The 19198-nt window shown below is 67.5% G+C and carries 22 protein-coding genes; 11 read left to right on the forward strand and 11 right to left on the reverse strand.

Annotated features, from left to right (window positions below; genetic code table 11):
• Positions 1 to 115 precede the first annotated feature (115 nt).
• The 4 genes from HPT29_RS18810 to HPT29_RS18825 all read left to right on the forward strand — a co-directional run bounded on the left by HPT29_RS18810 (position 116) and on the right by HPT29_RS18825 (position 2312).
• Positions 116 to 601: a MarR family winged helix-turn-helix transcriptional regulator gene (locus HPT29_RS18810; protein ID WP_173946122.1), complete on the forward strand. Its 486-nt coding sequence runs from the start codon at positions 116 to 118 to the stop codon at positions 599 to 601.
• A gap of 7 nt (positions 602 to 608) precedes the next feature.
• Positions 609 to 1454 (forward strand): patatin-like phospholipase family protein, encoded by an 846-nt coding sequence (locus tag HPT29_RS18815; RefSeq protein WP_173946123.1) that lies wholly within the window; start codon positions 609 to 611, stop codon positions 1452 to 1454.
• Positions 1455 to 1512: 58 nt separating this feature from the next.
• Complete coding sequence (locus tag HPT29_RS18820; protein WP_173946124.1) at positions 1513 to 1992, forward strand: DoxX family protein; 480 nt, start codon at positions 1513 to 1515, stop codon at positions 1990 to 1992.
• Positions 1993 to 2123: 131 nt separating this feature from the next.
• Entirely contained in the window at positions 2124 to 2312 is a 189-nt protein-coding gene (locus tag HPT29_RS18825) for a hypothetical protein (protein WP_173946125.1), read from the forward strand.
• 68 nt (positions 2313 to 2380) lie between these two features.
• On the opposite strand, the gene HPT29_RS18830 is transcribed toward HPT29_RS18825, so the two are convergent.
• Complete coding sequence (locus HPT29_RS18830; RefSeq protein ID WP_173946126.1) at positions 2381 to 2968, reverse strand: L,D-transpeptidase; 588 nt, start codon at positions 2966 to 2968, stop codon at positions 2381 to 2383.
• Between the two features lie 197 nt (positions 2969 to 3165).
• Between HPT29_RS18830 and HPT29_RS18835 the strand changes: the two genes are divergently transcribed.
• Entirely contained in the window at positions 3166 to 4107 is a 942-nt protein-coding gene (locus tag HPT29_RS18835) for a histone deacetylase family protein (protein WP_173946127.1), read from the forward strand.
• Between the two features lie 100 nt (positions 4108 to 4207).
• On the opposite strand, the gene ribB is transcribed toward HPT29_RS18835, so the two are convergent.
• The 9 genes from ribB to HPT29_RS18880 all read right to left on the reverse strand — a co-directional run bounded on the left by ribB (position 4208) and on the right by HPT29_RS18880 (position 13746).
• Positions 4208 to 5497 (reverse strand): 3,4-dihydroxy-2-butanone-4-phosphate synthase, encoded by a 1290-nt coding sequence (ribB, locus tag HPT29_RS18840; RefSeq protein ID WP_173946128.1) that lies wholly within the window; start codon positions 5495 to 5497, stop codon positions 4208 to 4210.
• Positions 5498 to 5714: 217 nt separating this feature from the next.
• Positions 5715 to 6830 carry a chorismate synthase gene (gene aroC, locus HPT29_RS18845; protein WP_173946129.1) on the reverse strand — a complete coding sequence of 372 codons (1116 nt, stop codon included), beginning with the start codon at positions 6828 to 6830 and terminating at the stop codon, positions 5715 to 5717.
• Positions 6831 to 7065: 235 nt separating this feature from the next.
• Positions 7066 to 7458 (reverse strand): hypothetical protein, encoded by a 393-nt coding sequence (locus HPT29_RS18850; protein WP_173946130.1) that lies wholly within the window; start codon positions 7456 to 7458, stop codon positions 7066 to 7068.
• A gap of 260 nt (positions 7459 to 7718) precedes the next feature.
• Positions 7719 to 9629 (reverse strand): potassium transporter Kup, encoded by a 1911-nt coding sequence (locus tag HPT29_RS18855; RefSeq protein ID WP_173946131.1) that lies wholly within the window; start codon positions 9627 to 9629, stop codon positions 7719 to 7721.
• A 308-nt stretch (positions 9630 to 9937) separates the two neighbouring features.
• Positions 9938 to 10357 carry a hypothetical protein gene (locus tag HPT29_RS18860; protein ID WP_173946132.1) on the reverse strand — a complete coding sequence of 140 codons (420 nt, stop codon included), beginning with the start codon at positions 10355 to 10357 and terminating at the stop codon, positions 9938 to 9940.
• Positions 10358 to 10402: 45 nt separating this feature from the next.
• A complete protein-coding gene (locus tag HPT29_RS18865; protein ID WP_173946133.1) occupies positions 10403 to 10996 on the reverse strand; it encodes a histidine phosphatase family protein in 594 nt (197 codons plus the stop codon).
• Between the two features lie 42 nt (positions 10997 to 11038).
• On the reverse strand, positions 11039 to 11863 hold the full coding sequence (gene fabI / locus HPT29_RS18870) for an enoyl-ACP reductase FabI (protein WP_173946134.1): 825 nt from the start codon (positions 11861 to 11863) through the stop codon (positions 11039 to 11041).
• A 222-nt stretch (positions 11864 to 12085) separates the two neighbouring features.
• Positions 12086 to 13033 carry a DnaJ C-terminal domain-containing protein gene (locus HPT29_RS18875; RefSeq protein ID WP_173946135.1) on the reverse strand — a complete coding sequence of 316 codons (948 nt, stop codon included), beginning with the start codon at positions 13031 to 13033 and terminating at the stop codon, positions 12086 to 12088.
• A 233-nt stretch (positions 13034 to 13266) separates the two neighbouring features.
• The gene (locus tag HPT29_RS18880; protein ID WP_259060171.1) at positions 13267 to 13746 is read right to left on the reverse strand and encodes an RT0821/Lpp0805 family surface protein; all 480 of its coding nucleotides are present in this window, start codon (positions 13744 to 13746) and stop codon (positions 13267 to 13269) included.
• Between the two features lie 45 nt (positions 13747 to 13791).
• Between HPT29_RS18880 and pdxH the strand changes: the two genes are divergently transcribed.
• The 3 genes from pdxH to HPT29_RS18895 all read left to right on the forward strand — a co-directional run bounded on the left by pdxH (position 13792) and on the right by HPT29_RS18895 (position 15783).
• Complete coding sequence (gene pdxH / locus HPT29_RS18885) at positions 13792 to 14400, forward strand: pyridoxamine 5'-phosphate oxidase (RefSeq protein ID WP_173946136.1); 609 nt, start codon at positions 13792 to 13794, stop codon at positions 14398 to 14400.
• Positions 14401 to 14502: 102 nt separating this feature from the next.
• Positions 14503 to 15225, forward strand: coding sequence for an SDR family NAD(P)-dependent oxidoreductase (locus HPT29_RS18890; RefSeq protein ID WP_432807307.1), 723 nt, complete (start codon positions 14503 to 14505; stop codon positions 15223 to 15225).
• A 156-nt stretch (positions 15226 to 15381) separates the two neighbouring features.
• A complete protein-coding gene (locus HPT29_RS18895; protein ID WP_173946138.1) occupies positions 15382 to 15783 on the forward strand; it encodes a hypothetical protein in 402 nt (133 codons plus the stop codon).
• Between the two features lie 7 nt (positions 15784 to 15790).
• Here the strand turns inward: HPT29_RS18895 and HPT29_RS18900 are convergent, their stop codons facing one another.
• The gene (locus HPT29_RS18900) at positions 15791 to 16861 is read right to left on the reverse strand and encodes a citrate synthase (protein WP_173946139.1); all 1071 of its coding nucleotides are present in this window, start codon (positions 16859 to 16861) and stop codon (positions 15791 to 15793) included.
• Positions 16862 to 16936: 75 nt separating this feature from the next.
• On the opposite strand from HPT29_RS18900, the gene HPT29_RS18905 reads away from it, so the two are divergent.
• The 3 genes from HPT29_RS18905 to HPT29_RS18915 are packed head-to-tail and all read left to right on the forward strand — an operon-like array spanning position 16937 to position 19106.
• Positions 16937 to 18064, forward strand: a complete 1128-nt coding sequence (locus HPT29_RS18905; protein WP_173946140.1) for a citrate/2-methylcitrate synthase — start codon at positions 16937 to 16939, stop codon at positions 18062 to 18064.
• Positions 18061 to 18510: an NUDIX hydrolase gene (locus HPT29_RS18910; protein ID WP_173946141.1), complete on the forward strand. Its 450-nt coding sequence runs from the start codon at positions 18061 to 18063 to the stop codon at positions 18508 to 18510. The genes HPT29_RS18905 and HPT29_RS18910 overlap by 4 nt, the downstream gene beginning before the upstream one ends.
• A complete protein-coding gene (locus HPT29_RS18915; protein WP_247654598.1) occupies positions 18507 to 19106 on the forward strand; it encodes a TIGR02301 family protein in 600 nt (199 codons plus the stop codon). Before HPT29_RS18910 ends, HPT29_RS18915 begins: the two co-directional genes overlap by 4 nt.
• The last annotated feature ends 92 nt before the right edge of the window (positions 19107 to 19198 follow it).

The following is a 19198-nucleotide window of genomic DNA, read 5'->3' on the forward strand; positions in this document are numbered from 1 at the left end:
ACGTCAGCCACGGAGGCATTTTCCGGGTAAAGATCCTCGTCCCCTCTTCGCGAGGGGTGACGGGCGAAATGGTTTCAATATAAACTATTCCCCTCTCAGGAGCCCGAAGCCTTTGATGTCGTCCGCACCCGTTCCCGCCCCCGTCGAAGCCGCCGACCCCCTGCGGATCTGGTTTCGCTTCATCCGCCTGAACCGCCGGGCCACCAATGCGGTCGCGGCGGAGCTGAAGGAGCTGGGCCTGTCGATCCCTCAGTTCGACCTGCTCTCCACGCTCACCGAGCGCGAGGGCATGAGCCAGCAGGAACTGGCCGAGCGCCTCTACGTCACGAAAGGCAACGTGTCGGGACTTCTGGACCGCATGGTCGAGGCCGGTCTCGTCGAGCGCCGTTCGATCCCCGGCGACCGACGCTCCAACGCCCTGTACCTGACCTCGAAGGGCCGCGATCTCGCGAACCGCGGGATCGCCGCGCAGCGCTCCTATGTCATGCGCACGCTCGGAACGCTCCCTGCCCAGGATCTCGCCGAGCTGGAGCGCATCGTCCTGGCCTGGCGCGACCGGGCGCGGACCGAGGAGGAGGATGCCTCGGGGAAATCCCGATAGGCTTTCGATGTTCGACGCGGTGGCATTCGCAGGCGGGGGCAACCGCTGCTACTGGCAGGGCGGCTTCTGGGAAGCCGCCGCTCCCCTCCTCGGCCTGAAGCCCGCGATGGTCGTCGGCGTGAGCGCGGGCGCCTGGTCGGCCTGCTACAGCCTTCTCGGGCTCGGACGGCGCGTCAACGACATGGTGGCGGAGGGCTGCAGCCTGGGGCGGCGCAACTTCGAGTGGCGCGCCTGGCGCAGCGAAGGGTCGCCCTGGCCGGTCTCGCTCATGTACCGCAGCCTGATCGAGGCCATCATCGACGAAAACGCCCTGGAGCACCTGAAGCAGGGTCCGAGCGTGCTGATCGGGCTCGCCCGCAAGCCGCGCCGCCTGCCTCTCTCGCTCGCCGTCCCCCTGGGGATCGCCACCTATCAGATCGAGAAGAAGTGGCGTTCGCCCGTTCATCCGCGCGGCGGCCGCGCCCTCGGTTTCCGGCCCGAATTCATTCGGGTGCAGGATCTGGCCACGCCGGCGGAGCTCTCGGCTGCCCTGATGGCGAGCGCCAGCGTGCCGCCCTTCATGCCGGTGGGCCTCGTCGGCGGCATGGCGGCGCTCGACGGCGGGCTTTTGGACAATGTGCCGACCGAGCCCCTGCTGCCGGTCGAGGAGCAGGGAGGCAGGACCCTCGTCGTTCTCTCGCGGCTCTACCGGGCATTCCCCAATGTGAAGGGCCGCACCTACATCCAGCCCTCGAAACCGGTCCCCGTCGGCCAGTTCGACATCACCAATCCGGCGGGCATCCGCCGGGCCTACGAGATGGGGTTGAGGGACGGCGAGGCCTTTGCCAGAGGTGCGGGCGCGCACAGCTTCTAGCGAAGCTTGGCCCTAGAAGGCTCCCCGCCTGACTTAACGTCAACAAGGGGAAGCCGCCATGGCGTCAACTACACCACCACGCTGGATCGATGCGCTGCTCTCGAGCCGGGGAGCGGAAATTGCCGCCCGGATCCTGCTCACCTTTCCGTTCTGGGCCAGCGGACTGATCAAGCTCCTGGACTTTTCCGGCGGGGTGGCGGAGATGCGCCAGTTCGGCCTGGAGCCGGCGGGGCTCTACAACAGCCTCACGATCGTCGTTCAGCTGACCGGATCGGCCCTCATCATCGCGAACCGATGGACATGGCTCGGCGCCGGGGCGCTGGGCGTCTTCACCTTCCTGACCATCCTGATCGTCCACGCCTTCTGGCGCCTGGACGGCGAGCGGGCCGTCACGGCGCTCCACACGGCCGGCGAGCATATGGGCATGATCGGCGCACTCATCCTGGTCTCGATCCTGGCGCTGCGGCCGCGAGCCGCGTCGGAATTCCGGGAGCCACGGGAGTTCGCTGCGTCCGGTGAAGGAATGTTGCAGCGTTAAGGCTTCGTTCACCTTGGACCAGTCATCTGCAGCCAAGCCAGCACATGATCACAGGTCTGCCCCAAAGCAGTCACAGGCAGCCGGATCATAAGGGCAGGTTGCGAAGACAGCCTGTTTTCGAGAGAGGATTCATGACTCAGCACGCCCAAGACCGCCAGATCCGCCCCGGCGAACAGAATGCCGCCCATTCCATCCCGGCCTTCAAGGCCGTCGCCCTGCCGGCCCTCGCGGCCGCCGTCCAGGCCGCCAAGCGGCAGCAGGACCGTCCGAAAACCTCCGAGCTTCCCGCCATCCTTCGCAAGGAAGCGATGCTGGGCTGAAATCCCTATCAGAAACAAAAAGAGCGCCTCCCGGGCGCTCTTTTCATTATCAGCCATGACGGGTTCCGTCAGCGGACGATGACCTTCGAGTTCAGCGCGACCCGGTTGTAGAGATCGATCACGTCGATATTGCGCATCCGGATGCAGCCCGACGACACCGCATGGCCGATCTTCTCAGGCTCGTTGGTGCCGTGGATGCGGTAGAGGGTGTCCTTGTTGCCCTCGTAGAGATAGAGCGCCCGCGCGCCGAGCGGGTTCTCCGGGCCGCCCTTCGTGTATTGGACGTGGGGCCAGCGGGCCTTCATCTCGGCCGGCGGATTCCAGTCCGGCCATTCCGCCTTGCGGGCGATGGTGGCCGTGCCGGTCCAGCCATAGGCCTCATCGCCGACGGCGACGCCGTAGCGGATCGCCTTCCGGTTCGGCTGGACGAGATAGAGCTGGCGCTCCTTGGTATCGACCACGATCGTGCCGGGCGCCTCGCCGGTCGGATCGTCGATCATGTAGCGCCCGAAGCGCGGATCGTCGTCGGCCTTCGGGACCTGCGCCATCCACTCGGTATCGCGGGCCGAGACCTGGGGATCCGGGACACCCTTGAAGTTGCATCCGGCCAGAGCCGCGATCATTGCCAAAAGAAGGGGCAGACGGAAAAGGCGCATCGTGTAAAGCTCTGCAGAGTCAACGCTTGGGGCGAGACATGATTTCGTTTCCGGCCGGTTTATAGGCCGTGACGTCGTCAAGTCGAATCGAAACACACCATGGCACGGCTCCGCATCCGAAAGTGTTGCATCGCAACAACATAGACAGCCGCTCGTGACGCTGCGACACTCGCGGTGGTCCCACCACAAGAAGACCCATGTCCACGCTCTACATCGCCCATCCGGCCAGCCTCGATCACCAGACACCGCTTGGCCATCCCGAACGCCCGGACCGCATCCGCGCCATCGAGCGCGCCCTCGAGAAGGAGCGGTTCACCTCGCTCGTCCGCGAGCAGGCGCCCATGGCCGAGATGGAGAGCCTCGCCCTCGCGCATCCGGAAGAGTACATCGTCCGGCTCCGCAACATCAGTCCCCGAGAAGGGTTAGTCCGGATCGACGAGGACACGGTCATGTCGCCGGGCACCTACGAGGCAGCTCTCAGGGGCGCCGGCGGCGCCGTGATGGCAGTGGACGAGGTCATGACGGGCCGGGCCACCAACGCCTTCGTGGCGATGCGCCCGCCCGGACACCATGCCGAGCGCGTCCGGACGATGGGCTTCTGTTTCTTCAACAACGCAGCCATCGCGGCGCGCCATGCGCAGTCGCGCCACGGCGCCGAGCGGGTGGCGATCTTCGACTGGGACGTCCACCACGGCAACGGCACGCAGGACATCTTCTGGTCGGATCAGAGCGTGCTCTATTGCTCGACCCACGAGGCTCCCCTGTATCCCGGAACAGGCGCCCTCTCCGAGACGGGCGAGCACGGCACCATCGTCAACGCGCCCTTGAACGCGGGCGACGGCAGCGAGGCGTTCCGGGAGGCGGTCGAAGCCGCAATCCTGCCCCGGATCCACGATTTCGGCCCGGACCTGATCATCATCTCGGCGGGTTTCGACGCCCATTGGCGCGATCCGCTCGCCAGCCTGAACCTGATGGAATCGGATTTCGCCTGGGCGACGCAGAAGCTGATGGACCTCGCCAGTCGCCATTGCGGGCAGCGGATCGTGTCCGTGCTCGAAGGCGGCTACGACCTCGAAGGCTTGGCGAAATCGACCGCCTTCCATCTCGACGCCCTCATGGGGCGTGAGACCGGGACTTGAGCGAAGTCCCACACGGCACGCTCAGCGCTTCACAGATCGAGATCACCGGCACAGGGCCGGTGATGACGTGGCAGGTTTCACGAAGCCAGTGAGGCTCCCATCAACACTCGATCGGCTCTTCGCTCAGCAGTTCGATCCCGAAGCCCGAGAGGCCCACATAGGAGCGGCTCGACGTCGCGAAGTTGCGGATCGACGCGACCCCGAGATCCCGCAGGATCTGCGCTCCGAGGCCGATCTCGCGCCACTGGCTGGAGCGCATCGCCTCCGAGCCCGTCTCGTCATTGTCCGAGAAGGACGTGGTCGGCACGCCGGCGGTGCCGTCGCGCAGATAGACCAGGACGCCCCTGCCCTCCTTCACGAAACGCTGCAGGGCGGTGTTCACCGTCTTGCCGCCCTCGAACACATCGGTGAGCGCATTGGCGCGGTGCAGGCGCACAGGGAGGTTCGTGCCGTCGCCGATGCGGCCATGGACGAGGGCGATGTGCTGCACGCTGTCGAAGGGCGTCGAATAGGCATAGCCGGTGAACGAGCCCCATTGCGTCTCGACCGGGAAAGTGGCGATCCGCTCCACGAGCTTCTCCCGCGCCTGACGATAGGCGATGAGGTCGGCGACCGAGATCCGCTTGAGATTGTGCGTCTCGGCGAAGGCGTCGATCTGCGGACCCTTCATCACGGTGCCGTCGTCGTTGGCGAGTTCGCAGATCACGCCGACCGGGGGCAGGTTCGCGAGTTTGCACAGGTCGACCGCCGCCTCCGTATGGCCGGAGCGCATGAGGACGCCGCCGTCCTTGGCGATGAGCGGAAAGACATGGCCCGGGCGGACGAAATCGGCCGCCCCCATGTTGTTGTTGGCGAGCGCCCGCACGGTGTTCGAGCGCTGCTCGGCCGAGATGCCGGTGGTCAGCCCGTGCTTGACGTCCACGGTCACCGTGAACGCAGTGCCGAGCGGCGCGTCGTTGGCCTGCACCATCGGATCGAGCCGCAGGCGGCGGGCTTCCGCGACCGTCAGCGGCGCGCAGACGATCCCGCAGGTGTTGCGGATGATGAAGGCCATCTTCTCCGGCGTGCACAGGGAGGCGGCGACGATGAGATCGCCCTCGTTCTCGCGGTCGTCGTCGTCGGTCACGATGACGATTTCACCACGGGCGAAAGCCTCGATGGCTTCGGTGACGGAATGGGGCATCCAGGCCTCCTTGGCGGATTCGGGCAGAAAATCATTGGGCGTCACCGCCCCGCGGGTCTCGCGGGCAATCAGTTCGGCGGTATCGCGGGAGAGCCAGGCCTGTTCGGAGTTGCACAGCTGGGTGACGGCGCCAGGGGTGACGCCGATCCGCCGCGCGAAGGCTACGCGCGACACGCCGTTGCGGGACAACCAGTCAGCCAGTCTCATGCCGGAGGCTTAGCCGATGGAAGGATTTTAGTAAAACTAAAATCTGCAAGCCGGCCCTTGCAGAAGTGCTTGGCGCCGTCTCGTCGGAACCACCCACGTTATCACGGGCCTCGTGCAGGCGATCCCGATTGCCTGAAGGCGCCGCCCCCACTGGACCGGGATGGCCGGAGACGGGCCCGGCCCTGACCTCCCGATGACACGCTTCGACGTTCTAGCCTCAGGCCTGGAACGGCCAGGAGGGACCCTGCCCGACTTGGCCGCGGTGGCGCAGGAGGTGGTCGGCCAGCACGCACGCGACCATGGCCTCGCCCACCGGCACGGCCCGGATGCCCACGCAGGGATCGTGCCGTCCCTTGGTCCGCACCTCCGCCTCGGCGCCACTGCGGGTGACGCTGGCGCGCGGGGTGAGGATCGACGAGGTCGGCTTCACGGCGAAGCGGCACACCACGGGCTGGCCGGTGGAAATGCCGCCCAGCACGCCGCCGGCATGGTTCGACAGGAAGGTGGGCGCGCCCTGGTTGCCGGGGCGCATCTCGTCGGCGTTCTCCTCGCCGCGCAGGCTTGCGGCCGCGAAACCGTCGCCGATCTCCACGCCCTTGACGGCGTTGATCGACATCAAGGCGGCGGCGAGATCGGAATCGAGCTTGCCGTAGATCGGCGCGCCGAGGCCCGCAGGCACCCCCTCGGCGACGATCTCAAGGACCGCCCCGATGGAGGAGCCGTCCTTGCGCAGGCCGTCGAGATACTCCTCGTAAAACCGGGCCGCCTTGGGGTCCGGGCAGAAGAACGGGTTGCGCGCCACCTCGTCCCAGTCCCAGCTGCCGCGATCAATGGCATGCGGGCCCATCTGGACGAGGGCGCCGCGAATGGTGATGCCGGGAAGCACCTTGCGGGCGATGGCGCCGGCCGCCACGCGGGCCGCCGTCTCGCGGGCCGAGGAGCGCCCGCCGCCGCGATAATCGCGGATGCCGTACTTCACGTCGTAGGTGAAATCCGCGTGCCCCGGGCGGTAGGATTCCTTGATCTCGGAATAATCCTTTGAGCGCTGGTCCACGTTCTCGATCAGGAGCGCGATCGGCGTTCCGGTCGTCACCTGCCGGCCCGTGCGCTCGTCGGTGAACACCCCGGACAGGATCTTCACCTGATCCGGCTCCTGGCGCTGGGTGGTGAAGCGCGACTGGCCCGGGCGCCGGCGGTCGAGCTCCGCCTGGATCTCGGCGGCCTCGAGCGGGATCATGGGCGGGCAACCGTCCACCACGCAGCCGAGGGCGGGTCCGTGGCTTTCGCCGAAGGTGGTGACGCGGAACAGGTGGCCGAAGGTGTTGTGGGACATGGCGCTTCTTCGAGGTTCTAACGCACCGTGCGAAAAAGCGGACCCGGTTTTTCGCGTCGAACGGTGCGCCACTCAAGGGGTTGAGCATCGGACGTGAAAAGTGGGTCCACTTTTCACGTCCGATGCTCTAGGCCTCTTAGAACCAAAGCGGCCGGGTGTCACGCCCGATGCGCCGCCCCCTCGACGCGTCGATCACAGGCCGGATGCCGGCCCTTCCGCGACGCTCGGCCCGGCGCTACTCCACGCGGATCCTGTACGTTCTCGTCAGGAGCGTCTGCGTCGCCAGGTCGTTCCAGCTCCAGGGAATGTCGAGCACGACCTCGTCCATCCCCTTAAAGCCCTTCTTCGGCGTATACACGTAGGCGAGACCGCGGACCTTCGTGCCGGGGCAGCGCGTGTCCTTGCCCAGCGCCTGTTCGTGCGGTCGGATCTGGAGGGTGCCGTTGGCCGGCGCCTGGCGCACCTTCACGTCGGGGATCACCGACGGGTAGCAGGTATTGACCTCGTACCCCAGAAATCCGTCGATGGCCGAGACGGTATTGGCCTTGACGGTCCGCTCGATGGTCTCGGCGGAGCCGGGAGAAGTCAGCAGAGCCAGCCCTGCGGCGGCAACTATGAACCGGCACATGATCGATCGCCTTCACTGTAACGATGTTTCATGAGATGAGCATATTCCTCGGGCGGGCTCAAGCGGCCACCCCGGGGCGTCGCACGGGGACCAGGGTTCGCATGCTCCTGCCGGTCGCGCCTGACGAGGCACGCCCCACGACCCGGCCCGGGCGGCGCGCGACCGGAACGGGGGCATGGACCGGGAGCCGCCGCGGACGGCCGGCTCCGCCCGTGACCGGTGAGGAGCGCCCTCCGGGCGCGAGAGTCTGACCCGCGTCGTCAGATCTCGATGGAGCTGCCGATCTCGACCACCTGGGCGGCCGGGATGCAGAAGTAATCCGCCGTCAGCTCCGCATTGCGGTTCAGCATGGCGAAGATCACCTCGCGCCAGAACGCCATGCCGGGAAGCTTCCTGGAGGCCACGATCGTCTGACGGCCGACGTAATAGGTCACGGTATCCGGATCCAGACCCGGCAGGTCGAGACGGGCCGCCGCGTCGCGCAGCGCCTTGGGCACGTCGGGCTTCTCCGTGAAACCGAGGCGCAGGACGAGGCGCTGAACCCCCTCGCAGATCGGCACCAGGTGGGCACGCGCCTCCTCGCCGACCGTCGGCTCGTCGGTGACCACGACCGAGACGAGGAACACGGTCTCGTGCAGCACCCGGTTGTGCTTCAGGTGATGCAGGAGGGTCCCGGGGATTCCGGTCGGCGACGCCGACATGACCACGGCGGTTCCCGGGATGCGGATCGGCGGCTGCTGCTCCAGGAGATGCTGAAAGTCCTTCGTGGACATGCGCAGATGCGTGCGGGCGCGCTGGACGAGCTGCTGGCCCTTGCGCCAGGTCAGCATCATGAAGGCGGCGCTGAGCGCGATGAGGAGCGGGAACCAGCCACCCTCCAGCAGCTTCGTGGTGTTGGCGGCGAAGAACACCAGATCGACCAGCAGCAGGGTCCCGTTGAGCAGGTAGACGAGGATCGGCCGATGGCCCCAATGGATGGCCACGAAGGTCGCCAGGATCGTCGTGATCACCATGTCGAGCGACACGGCCAGCCCGTAGGCGCCCGCCAGGCGGCTCGACGATCCGAAGCCGAGGACGGCCGTGAAAGTCAGCAGGGCGAGCGCCCAGTTCACGAATGGCACATAGACATGGCCCCGTTCATGGGTCGAGGTGTGAATCACCCGCATCCTGGGCAGGAAGCCGAGCTGGATCGCCTGTTGCGTCAGCGAGAAGGCTCCCGTGATGACGGCCTGCGAGGCGATGACCGTCGCGAAGGTGGCGAGAACGACGAGCGGATAATGCGCCCAGTCGGGCGCGAGGTGATAGAAGGGGCTTTCGACCGTGCCCGGATTCGTCAGGAGCAGGGCTCCCTGGCCGAAATAGTTGAGCATGAGAGCCGGCAGGACGACGAAGAACCACGCGTTGCGGATGGGGGCCGGGCCAAAATGGCCGAGATCCGCATAGAGCGCCTCCCCGCCCGTGACGGTGAGGAACACCGCGGCAAGGACCGCGAGCGTGACCGACAGATCCGTGTTGAACAGGAAGGCCAGCGCGTGAATCGGGTTGATGGCGGCGACCACCCCGGGCGCGGCCATGATCCCGCCGAGGCCGAGCAGGCCCAGGATCGAAAACCAGATCAGCATGAACGGGCCGAAGACCCGGCCGATCCGGCCCGTGCCCATGCGCTGGAGCGCGAACAGCGTCACCAGGATGACCATCGTGATCGGGATCACGTAGGGCTTGAACTGGTCGGAATCGACCGCGAGGCCCTCGATGGCGCTCAGGACGGAGATGGCCGGCGTGATCGTCCCGTCCGCATAGAGCAGAGCCGTGCCGACGAGGCCGAGCACCGCGAGATACATGCGCCAGGAGCCGGGCTGAATCCGCCGGACACCAAGGAGCGCGAGCAGCGCGATGATCCCGCCCTCCCCGCGGTTGTCGGCGCGCAGGATGAACAGGCAGTACTTGATCGAGATGACCACGATGAGCGACCACAGGATCAGCGAGAGCACCCCCAGCACCGTGGCCGCCGAGAGGACGCCATGGTCGGCCGCGACCGCCGCCTCGCGGAGCGCATAGAGCGGGCTGGTGCCGATGTCGCCGAACACAACGCCGAGAGCGCCGAGAACCGCCGCCCGGGAGGCAGTGCCGGTTCTCGCATCATCGGCATGGGCGTCGGCGAATGTGGCCATGACGATCCGGGTGTGCGGCACGCCCGCGGGGCCTGCGCTTAAGGATAACCGGCAGGGTACTGCTCAGTTCCTGGATCGGGCAAGCCTCTCGCCGTCATGGTCGGCCTTGTGCCGGCCATCCAGCATCCTCGGAGCCGACGCCCACCGACGTCATGGCCGGGCTTGTCCCGGCCATCCCGATCGTTTGAAGCGTGGCGCTCTTCATCATCGGGATCGCCGGCACAAGGCCGGTGATGACGTGTGAGGTGAATGGCCGACCAAACCGTCGCGCGCTCAGCAATCCGCATCGCCATCCAGTGTCCGGAAACTCACCGATACGGGTAGCAGCGGTCGCGGTCGAGGGTCAGGCCGAGATGCACGCCCAATGCGTGGATCGCCTCCCCGTGCTCCGGATAAGGATCGCGGTTCTCCGGCCCGACGACGATGATCCTGAAATGCCGGTTCCCCTCGCCGTCGGGCGGCAGCATCGCGGTCGCCAGAGCCGTCCCCTCGGCGTCGCGGAGGGTCAGGAACAGCGGCATGACTCGCCGGACATGGGCCTTGAGCCCGATATTCTGCTCGACGAAGGGCGACGAGGTTGCCCGATAGCTGTCGGTGGCCGCCTCCCAGGCATGGCGGAAATGCTTCTCGACCGCATGGCCCATGGCGTCGGATTCGAGCGCGGCCTCGCCCTCGGTCTCGATCCGGAACCAGGTCTTCGCTCCAGGAGCATCGCAGATGTATTGCATATCCTGACAACGCGGGAGCGCCGCGAAGGTTGTCGCGCCTGCCCGTCACACCCAGCGGTGATGGCGGCCTTCGATGACGAGCACCCGGCCCTGCCAGATGTCCATGCTGGCGGCCTGGCGGGAGGAGACGCCGCAGCAGATCGACAGGAAGGCGCGGGCGACGCCGCCATGGGCGACGATCACGGTGTCGCGGGTGAGGTCGTCCAGGATCGGGCGGATGCGCTCGACCAGCATGGCGTAGCTCTCGCCGCCGCCGGGCGGCGCGTAATGCCACTTGTCCTGCTCGCGCAGGGCCGCGAGCTGCGGCTCGGCCTTGCGGACCTCCTTCCAGGTCATGCCCTCCCAGGTGCCGAAGGTCAGCTCGACCAGGCGCTCGTCGAGCCGGTAGCTCTCGGGATGCAGGCCCAGCGTCTCGCGCAGGATCTCCATGGTCTCGCGGGTGCGGGTCATGGGGCTCGCCACGTAGGCGAGGTCCTCGACATGCGGCACGAGCGCCTTCAGCTTGCGGCCCGCCTCCTCGGCCTGGACGCGGCCGACGTCGTTGAGCGGAATGTCCTTCTGACCCTGGAGTCTGCCCTCCAGATTCCAGTCCGTCTCGCCATGGCGAATGAAGTAGATCGTGGGGCGGGACGGGGTCACTGGTCTTGGTCCGATACGCTGGGGTGACGCGGCAGGCCGAGGTTAGTCCTTGTCGAGGGACAAGTCCGGCGCTTCAGGATTCTTCATGCCGACCACGTGGTAGCCGGCGTCGACATGGAGGATCTCGCCGGTCATGCCGCGCGACATGTCGGATACGAGATAGGCGGCGGTCTCGCCGACCTCCTCGATGGTGACCGTGCGGCGCAGCGGCGAGTTGTACTCGTTCCACTTGAGAATGTAGCGGAAGTCGCCGATGCCGGAGGCCGCGAGGGTCTTGATCGGACCGGCCGAGATGGCGTTGACGCGGATGTTCTTCGGACCGAGATCGGCCGCCAGATAGCGCACCGACGCCTCGAGAGCGGCCTTCGCCACGCCCATGACGTTGTAGTGCGGCATCCACTTCTCGGCGCCGTAATAGGTGAGCGTCAGGAGCGAGCCGCCGTCGTTCATCAGCTTCTCGGCCCGCTGGGCGATGGCCGTGAAGGAATAGCAGGAGATCAGGAGCGACTTGGTGAAATTGCCCTCGGAGGTCTCCACGTAGCGGCCGGTGAGCTCGTCCTTGTCCGAGAAGGCGATGCAGTGGATGACGAAGTCGATGGAGCCCCAGAGGCGCTTCACCTCCTCGAACACCGCGTCGATCGTGGCGCCGTCCGTCACGTCGCAATGGCCGACCACATGGGCGTCGAGCTCCCGCGCCAGAGGCTCGACACGCTTCTTCAGGGCATCGCCCTGATAGGTGAAGGCGAGTTCCGCTCCGTGCTGGTGGGCAGCCTGGGCAATGCCCCACGCGATCGAACGGTTGTTCGCCACGCCCATCACCAAGCCACGCTTACCGGCCAGGATGCCGGTGGCCTTTGTCTCCGCCATGATTCACCTAGATCGTCGCTGGACAGGTCAAGAAAGAACGGCCTCTTTAGCCGACGCGGCGTCAGGGGGGAAGACCTCTTGATGCGGGTTGAGACGATCCGGTCGGCTTGTGCTGTCCCTCGGGCCTCCACACCGCGTCATCACCGGGCTTGTGCCGGAGCCTCACGGGATCGGGATGGCCGGAACAAGCCCGGCCATGACGCAACAGGGTGACGTCAGCCCCTACTTGGCCTTCTCCGAGCGTCGCTTGCGGGCGTAATCCATCAGGTCCTCGTCCACCACCTCGGGCAGCCTGATCTCCGTCGTCACGAGCAGGTCGCCGTGCCCGGTCTTGGTGGGCAGGCCCTTGCCGCGCAGGCGGAAGGTGCGGCCCGAATTCGTCATGGGCGGGATCTTCATCTCCACCGATCCGGTCAGGGTCGGCACCCGCACGGGACCGCCGAGGACCGCCTCCTCGATCTCGACCGGCAGGCGCAGGCGCAGATCGGACCCGTCCGGGGTGAAGCGCTCATGGGGCGCGAACGCGATGGTGAGCAGCGCATCGCCGGGATCGATGCCGGGCGCGCCCTGGCCGAGGCCGCGCAGGCGGATCACCTGGCCGTCGCTGACGCCCTTCGGGATCACCACGTCCACGTCGCGCCCGGTGGAGAGCCGGATGCGCTTCTTGGCCTCCTGGGCGACCTCCTCCAGGGTCACGGTCAGGGTGGCGGAGACATCCTCGCCCTTTTGCGACCGGGCGCGGCCCTGCCGGGTGCCCTCGCCGCCTGAACGGAAGGCATCGGCGAAGAACTGGGAGAAGACGTCGTCCCCGAGATCAGCCCCGAAGGTGCTCCGGCTCGACCGGCGCGAGCCGCCGCCGAACCCGGAAAAGCCGCTGAACCCGGAAAAATCTTCCGACCGCGCCCCGCCGCGCCCGCCGCCGAAGCCCTCGAAGCCCTGGAAGCGCGGCTTGCCCTCCGCGTCGATCTCGCCCCGGTCGAACTGGGCACGCTTCTGGGCGTCGCCAAGGATTTCGTAGGCCGAGTTCGCCTCGGCGAACTTGTCCTTCGCCTTAGGATCGTCCTTGTTGCTGTCGGGATGGTAGGTCTTGGCGAGCTTGCGGAACGCCTTCTTGATCTCCGCTTCGCTCGCGGAGCGGGATACGCCTAGAACGTCGTAGGGGTTTCGCATCGTGAATCCATGAACCGTCGGATGGGGAGCCTAGAGCATCGGACCCAAAAGTGGACTGGCACTTTTGGGATCCATTCCGATGCTCATCCTCTGAGCCCGCGCATCGTTCGGGGCGGAAAACCGGATCCACTTTTCCGTGCGATGCGCTGGAGCTCAACGGGTTTGACGGTCATATGGGCGAAGTGTTGCCCGTTTGCAACGCCTCGGCCGCTGACAGCTTTACCTTGCCAAGGTCAGACCTTGGCCTGGGCCTTGATCGGCTTGACGTCCTTGATCGCCCATTCGCCGCCCGAAGGCCGGCAGGCCGTTCCGTTCAGGGAGGCGGAGGACGGACCGCTCAGATGGGCCGAGAAGGTGCGGCAGATCTCGTCGTTCTTCACGAAGGGCGCGCCCATCGGGGTGAAATTGCCCTTCATGCTGGTGGCGGGGTTGTCCCAGGACACCAGCGTGCCCGGCCCCTGCGGATCGAGAGCGACCGCCAGGGCCGCCTTGGCCCGGCGCCAATCCTCCTCGTCGAGATCGGCCGACAGGGGAGTGACCGCCTTGGCCGCGAGGGCGCCGGTGGATTTGGGCCCCTCGTCGTCCAGGGCGGACAGACCGAAGGAGAAGCTGCATGCGCCCGTGGACAGGGCGATCAGGCCCACGGCCAGCAGCTTGATGGCTTCGCTCCGGACAGCATCTGATCTATAACGGCGCGCATTGATCCGCGTCACGCGTCGGGTCCCCCCAGAACCTAAAGTCACAGAACGAGATAAGCATTGAACCCGTTAATAACCGGTGACTTCACTGAATCCGAAGAGCCCTTCGCGCTCTTCAAGGCCTGGATGGCGGAAGCCGAGGCTTCGGAGCCGAACGATCCCAACGCCATGGCGCTGGCGACCGTCGACGAGACCGGGCTGCCGAATGTTCGCATGGTGCTCCTCAAGAGCTTCGACGCCGACGGCTTCGTGTTCTACACCAACACGGAATCGAACAAGGGTCAGGAGCTCCTGGGCCAGAGGAAGGCGGCGCTCGTCTTGCACTGGAAGAGCCTGCGCCGCCAAGTGCGGGCCCGCGGCCCGGTGACCCTGGTGAGCGACGAGGAGGCCGACGCGTATTTCCAGAGCCGCCCGCGCGACAGTCGCATCGGCGCCTGGGCGAGCCAGCAGTCGCGCCCGCTGGAGAGCCGCTTCGCCCTCGAGAAGGCGGTGGCGCTCAACACGGCCAAATACGCCATCGGCGAGGTGCCCCGCCCGCCCCACTGGACAGGCTTCCGCATCGCGCCGGTGTCGATCGAGTTCTGGCAGGACAAGCCGTTCCGGCTCCACGACCGGGTCGTCTTCACCCGCCACGGCGACGGGTGGCGCAAGGTGCGCCTGTATCCCTGATCTCATCGAGCGGCATGGACCCCGATCCTGAACCGGGATAAGGGTCCAGGCCCTCCCACGCGAGAAACCCAGATGTCCTCCCCCAGCAATTCCCGCCGCATCATGCTGCTCACCGGCGCCAGCCGCGGCATCGGGCATGCCACCGTCAAGCGCTTCTCCGCGGCCGGGTGGCGGGTCATCACCTGCTCGCGGCACGGCTTTCCGGAAAACTGCCCGTGGGAGATGGGGCCGGAGGACCACCTCCAGGTCGACCTGGCCGACGCCCAGGACACCCGCCGGGCCATCGCGGAGGTCAAGGAGCGGCTCGCCGCCGAGGGCGGGTGCCTGCATGCGCTGGTCAACAACGCCGGCATTTCCCCCAAGGGCGAAGGCGGATCCCGGCTCGGCACCCTCGACACCCGCTACGAGGACTGGCTGCGCGTCTTCCAGGTCAATTTCTTCGCCTCGATCATGCTGGCCCGCGGCCTGCAGGACGAACTCACCAAGGCCAAGGGCTCGGTGGTCAACGTGACCTCCATCGCGGGCTCCCGGGTGCATCCGTTCGCGGGCGCGGCCTACGCGACGTCCAAGGCGGCGCTCGCGGCGCTGACCCGCGAGATGGCGGCCGATTTCGGCCCCCTGGGCGTGCGCGTCAACGCCATCTCGCCCGGCGAGATCGACACCGCGATTCTTTCGCCCGGGACGGAGAAGATCGTCGAGCAGCTGCCGATGCGGCGCCTGGGAACGCCCGACGAGGTGGCCAAGGCGATCTATTTCCTCTGCACGGAGGCGAGCTCCTACGTGAACGGCGCGGAGCTCCACATCAACGGCGGCCAGCACGTCTAGAGCATCGGACCCAAAAGTGGACCCACTTTCGGGATCCATTCCGATGCTCCAACCTCATTGAAGAGCGCATCGTTCATGCGGGCAACCGGATCCACTTTTCCGCACGATGCGCTGGACGGGAGATCCATGCACCTGCGGCATCCAGCACGAAGCCCGATGCAAGCCGTCATGGCCGTGCTGCTCTTCGGCGCGATGCAGCCGGCACAGGCCCAGGAGGCGCCCGAGAAGAACCCCTTCGCCGATCCCGACATGCAGCCCTCCTACCGCGCGCAATGCCACGAGGTCCGGGAGCTGACCAAGGATCGGGAGACAGGCGCGACCCGGGTCGACTTCAGCGTGACGGGCCCGCTCGCCCTCGTGCATTTCGACGGCACGCTTGCCTATCTGGGCCTGTGCGGCAGCGGGACCGATCCGAAGGTGCTCTGCGTCACGTATCAGACCAACGACATGAAGGTCGGTGACGTGGTGACGGTCGCGGGCGGCTACGGCCGGCCCAATGCCGACTTCATCGTCCTCGACCCGTGCCTGGCGCAGCGCCCGGAAGAGCCTACGGAGTAGGCCCCGTTCACGCCGCCTGGGCGGGCCAGGTCCCGACATAGCGCGACTGCGGCCGGATGATGCGGCCGGTGCGGCTCTGCTCGATGGCGTGCGCCACCCAGCCGGCCGTACGCCCGGCGGCGAAGAGCGGCGTGAACCCTTCGCGCGGGACCCCGAGGGCGTCGAGCAGGACGGCGGTGTAGAACTCCACGTTGGTGTCGAGTCGGCGTCCGGGCTTGCGGCGCTCAAGGGCTCTGAGGGCCGCGGCCTCCACGGCCTCCGCGAAGGCGATGCGGTTGTGCCGGCCCTTCAGCCGACCGACGGCGCCTTTGAGCACATCCGCCCGCGGGTCGCGCACCCGGTAGATCCGGTGGCCGAAGCCCATGAGACGCTCGCCTCGGGCCATGGCATCGTCGAGCCAAGCATCCGCGTTCTCGAGCGACCCGATGGCGTCGAGCATGTCGAGCACCGGACCGGGTGCCCCGCCATGCAGGGGCCCCTTGAGGGCGCACAGCCCGGCCACGACGGCGGACAGAATGCCGGCCTGCGTCGAGGCCACCACCCGGGCCGTGAAGGTCGAGGCGTTGAGCCCGTGGTCGATCACCGTCACGAGATAGGTGTCGAGGGCCTGCGCCTCGTCGGGCGCTCCTGGCGCGTCGCGCATCATGCGCAGGATGTCGGCCGCATGAGGGGCGGACGCATCCGGCTCCACCGGCGCAAGGCCCTGCGCACCCCGCACGGCCATGGCCGCCGCGACGCCCGCCGCACCGACCGCCAGGGCTGGATGGCCCTCCTCCGCGTCGGGCAGGCCCGACAGGAGCAGCCGCATGCCCTCGATGGGCGTGAGACCGGCCAGCCGGGGAGCCAGCAGCGCCAGATGACCCCAGGCCCGTGCCCGCGCCCGGCCGAGCAGCGCCCGGGGATCGGCGGCGATGTCCGGCACCAGTCCGGTCCAGAGCATGGCGACCACATCCTCGAAGGACACGCGACCGGCCAGTTCCTCCAGATCGTATCCGCCTATGATCAGACGGCCCGCCTGGCCATCCACATGGCTGAGAACGGTCTCGGCCGCCACCACGTCGTCAAGTCCGATACTCATGCGCTTTCTCCTTGCTGCAGGAGAATTTCGCGCCGGTCTTGCTCTTGGGTCAATCTTGAATCAACATATCAACATATGGATACCCGCTCCCTCGATCTCGCCTCCGCCGGCGAGGCCTCGTCCCGCCTCGGCATCAGCCGGGCGAGCCTCTATGCCTATGTGAGCCGGGGCCTGATCCGCTCCTTCGCGTCGCCGCATGATCCGCGGCAGCGCCTCTACTCCGTCGAGGACGTGGAAACGCTGGCCGAGCGCAAGGTCCGCTTCCGCCGCCCCGCCGTCGCGGCAGCGACCGCGCTCGACTGGGGGCTGCCGGTTCTGGAGACGGGCATCACGCAGATCACCGACGGACGCCTGTTCTATCGGGGACAGGACGCCGTCGCGCTCTCCCGGACCGCCACCCTCGAGGACATTGCGCGCCTCCTGATCGGCGCGCTGGATGACGATGCCTTTCACCATACGTCCCGGATCCCAATGCCCCTGGGCGGCCCGGTCATCGGCCTCCACGCCTTCGTGGCGCAGGCCGTCCGCCTTCTGGCCGAGCCGGCCCTCAGGGAGACCCGGGCCACGGAGGTCGCGGCGATCCTGCGCCTCGTGGCGGCTGCCGCCGGTGGCGATCCGGGCGCCGAACCCCTGCACGCGCACCTGGCCCGGGCCTGGGGGGCTTCTCCACAGGCCGCCGACACGATCCGGCGCGCCCTCGTGCTGTGCGCCGACCACGAGCTCAGCTCGTCGGCCTTCGCGGTCCGGGTCGCGGCCTCCACGGGCGCGTCCCTGCGCCACGCGGTCATCGCCGGTCTCGTCACCCTGAGCGGCCCGTATCACGGGGGAATGACGGAACGGGTCAGGGCCTTCCTCGACAATCCCGGGACGACACCCCGGCCGGCCTTCGGGCATCGCCTCTATCCGGACGGCGATCCCCGCGCGAAGGCTCTCCTGGAGAACGTGCCGCTGCTCGCCTCGGACGCCACGACCCTCAGGGCCATCGCGGCCGGCGGGAGCACTCCCAGCGTCGATATGGCCCTCGTCATGATGGAGCGCGCCTATGGACTGCCGGTCGGGGCTGCGTTTACGGTCTTCGCCATCGGACGCACGGCCGGGTGGCTCGCCCACGCCATCGAGCAGCGCAGCCAGGCGGCCCTCATCCGGCCGCGGGCCCGCTATGTGGCGGCGGACGATTCCTCGGCCCGGATCTTCTCCCCATGACCTCAGACCGCCTCTACCCGTCCCGCCCGATCCTCGCCGCCTCCGTGGCGGTGATCCGGGACGGGCGCATCCTGCTCGCCGCCCGGGGCAAGCCCCCGAGCGAGGGATTGTTCTCCCTGCCCGGCGGCATGGTCGAGACCGGGGAGACCCTGGGCGAGGCGGCGCTTCGGGAACTTCGCGAGGAGGTCGGGGTTGAGGCCAAGCTTATCGGTCTGATCGCCCCGGTGGAATTCATTGAAAGGGACGAGAAAGGCCATATAAAGCATCACGTCGTCATCGCCGCCCACGCCGCCCGCTGGGTTTCGGGCGAACCTCAGACAGGTCCGGAAGCAAAGGAAATCCGTTGGGTCACGGAACGGGACATCGCCGATCTGCCGATGACGGCAGGGCTCACCGGAATACTGGAACAGGCCTTCCAGCTCGCCCGCCAGGATTCAACGCCATGAGACGCGCGGGCCTGCTCCTCGTCGTTCCGGCCCTGTGGCTCGCAGTGCCTCAGCCGGCCACGGCCCAGGGCTTCTTCGAGCGGCTGTTCGGCCTGCCGCCGCGGCCGCAGCCGGGCCAGCCCGTTCCGCCGCCGCAGTACCGGCCCGTGCCGCAATCCCAGCCCCAGTTCCGCCCGCAGCCCCAGCCGCAGCAGCAGCGGCGTCCCCAGCCGCAGCAATCGCAGAGGCCGGCCGCCACTCAGCAATCGGCGCCGCAGCAGCAGGCGGAGCCCGCCCCGACGGTCGAGCCGCCGGCCGCCCCCTACGAGAAGGAATTGCTGCGGCTCGCCGAGATCATGGGCTCCCTTGCCATGCTGCGCCCCCTCTGCAGCGCCCCCGACGGTTCGGAATGGAACCGTCGCATGCAGGTCCTGCTCGAGGCGGAAGGCACCACGCCGGGCCGCCGCGAACGCCTGGCCGGGGCCTACAACAAGGGCTACCAGGCCTATGCCCTCACCTACCGGGTCTGCACGCCGTCGGCCCAGGAGGCGTCCGTTCGGTTCCTGAGCGAGGGCGAACAGCTCGCCCGCAACATCACCGGCCGCTACGGCGGGTGAGAGCAAGGCGCCGCACGTCTCTCGTAGCGACACCCCGTGTCATGGCCGGGCGTATCCCGGCCATCCGGATTGTTCTTGGCTCTGCGGCCGTC

It is taken from the genome of Microvirga terrae (assembly GCF_013307435.2).
Lineage (GTDB): Bacteria > Pseudomonadota > Alphaproteobacteria > Rhizobiales > Beijerinckiaceae > Microvirga > Microvirga terrae.

What these genes read in the sequence shown, in the direction of transcription:
- HPT29_RS18810 (WP_173946122.1), top strand. Translation starts at nt 116, where the DNA reads ATGTCGTCCGCACCCGTTCCCGCCCCCGTCGAAGCCGCCGACCCCCTG.
- HPT29_RS18815 (WP_173946123.1), top strand. Translation starts at nt 609, where the DNA reads ATGTTCGACGCGGTGGCATTCGCAGGCGGGGGCAACCGCTGCTACTGG.
- HPT29_RS18820 (WP_173946124.1), top strand. Translation starts at nt 1,513, where the DNA reads ATGGCGTCAACTACACCACCACGCTGGATCGATGCGCTGCTCTCGAGC.
- HPT29_RS18825 (WP_173946125.1), top strand. Translation starts at nt 2,124, where the DNA reads ATGACTCAGCACGCCCAAGACCGCCAGATCCGCCCCGGCGAACAGAAT.
- HPT29_RS18830 (WP_173946126.1), bottom strand. Translation starts at nt 2,968, where the DNA reads ATGCGCCTTTTCCGTCTGCCCCTTCTTTTGGCAATGATCGCGGCTCTG.
- HPT29_RS18835 (WP_173946127.1), top strand. Translation starts at nt 3,166, where the DNA reads ATGTCCACGCTCTACATCGCCCATCCGGCCAGCCTCGATCACCAGACA.
- ribB (WP_173946128.1), bottom strand. Translation starts at nt 5,497, where the DNA reads ATGAGACTGGCTGACTGGTTGTCCCGCAACGGCGTGTCGCGCGTAGCC.
- aroC (WP_173946129.1), bottom strand. Translation starts at nt 6,830, where the DNA reads ATGTCCCACAACACCTTCGGCCACCTGTTCCGCGTCACCACCTTCGGC.
- HPT29_RS18850 (WP_173946130.1), bottom strand. Translation starts at nt 7,458, where the DNA reads ATGTGCCGGTTCATAGTTGCCGCCGCAGGGCTGGCTCTGCTGACTTCT.
- HPT29_RS18855 (WP_173946131.1), bottom strand. Translation starts at nt 9,629, where the DNA reads ATGGCCACATTCGCCGACGCCCATGCCGATGATGCGAGAACCGGCACT.
- HPT29_RS18860 (WP_173946132.1), bottom strand. Translation starts at nt 10,357, where the DNA reads ATGCAATACATCTGCGATGCTCCTGGAGCGAAGACCTGGTTCCGGATC.
- fabI (WP_173946134.1), bottom strand. Translation starts at nt 11,863, where the DNA reads ATGGCGGAGACAAAGGCCACCGGCATCCTGGCCGGTAAGCGTGGCTTG.
- HPT29_RS18875 (WP_173946135.1), bottom strand. Translation starts at nt 13,033, where the DNA reads ATGCGAAACCCCTACGACGTTCTAGGCGTATCCCGCTCCGCGAGCGAA.
- HPT29_RS18890 (WP_432807307.1), top strand. Translation starts at nt 14,503, where the DNA reads ATGCTGCTCACCGGCGCCAGCCGCGGCATCGGGCATGCCACCGTCAAG.
- HPT29_RS18895 (WP_173946138.1), top strand. Translation starts at nt 15,382, where the DNA reads ATGCAAGCCGTCATGGCCGTGCTGCTCTTCGGCGCGATGCAGCCGGCA.
- HPT29_RS18900 (WP_173946139.1), bottom strand. Translation starts at nt 16,861, where the DNA reads ATGAGTATCGGACTTGACGACGTGGTGGCGGCCGAGACCGTTCTCAGC.
- HPT29_RS18905 (WP_173946140.1), top strand. Translation starts at nt 16,937, where the DNA reads ATGGATACCCGCTCCCTCGATCTCGCCTCCGCCGGCGAGGCCTCGTCC.
- HPT29_RS18910 (WP_173946141.1), top strand. Translation starts at nt 18,061, where the DNA reads ATGACCTCAGACCGCCTCTACCCGTCCCGCCCGATCCTCGCCGCCTCC.
- HPT29_RS18915 (WP_247654598.1), top strand. Translation starts at nt 18,507, where the DNA reads ATGAGACGCGCGGGCCTGCTCCTCGTCGTTCCGGCCCTGTGGCTCGCA.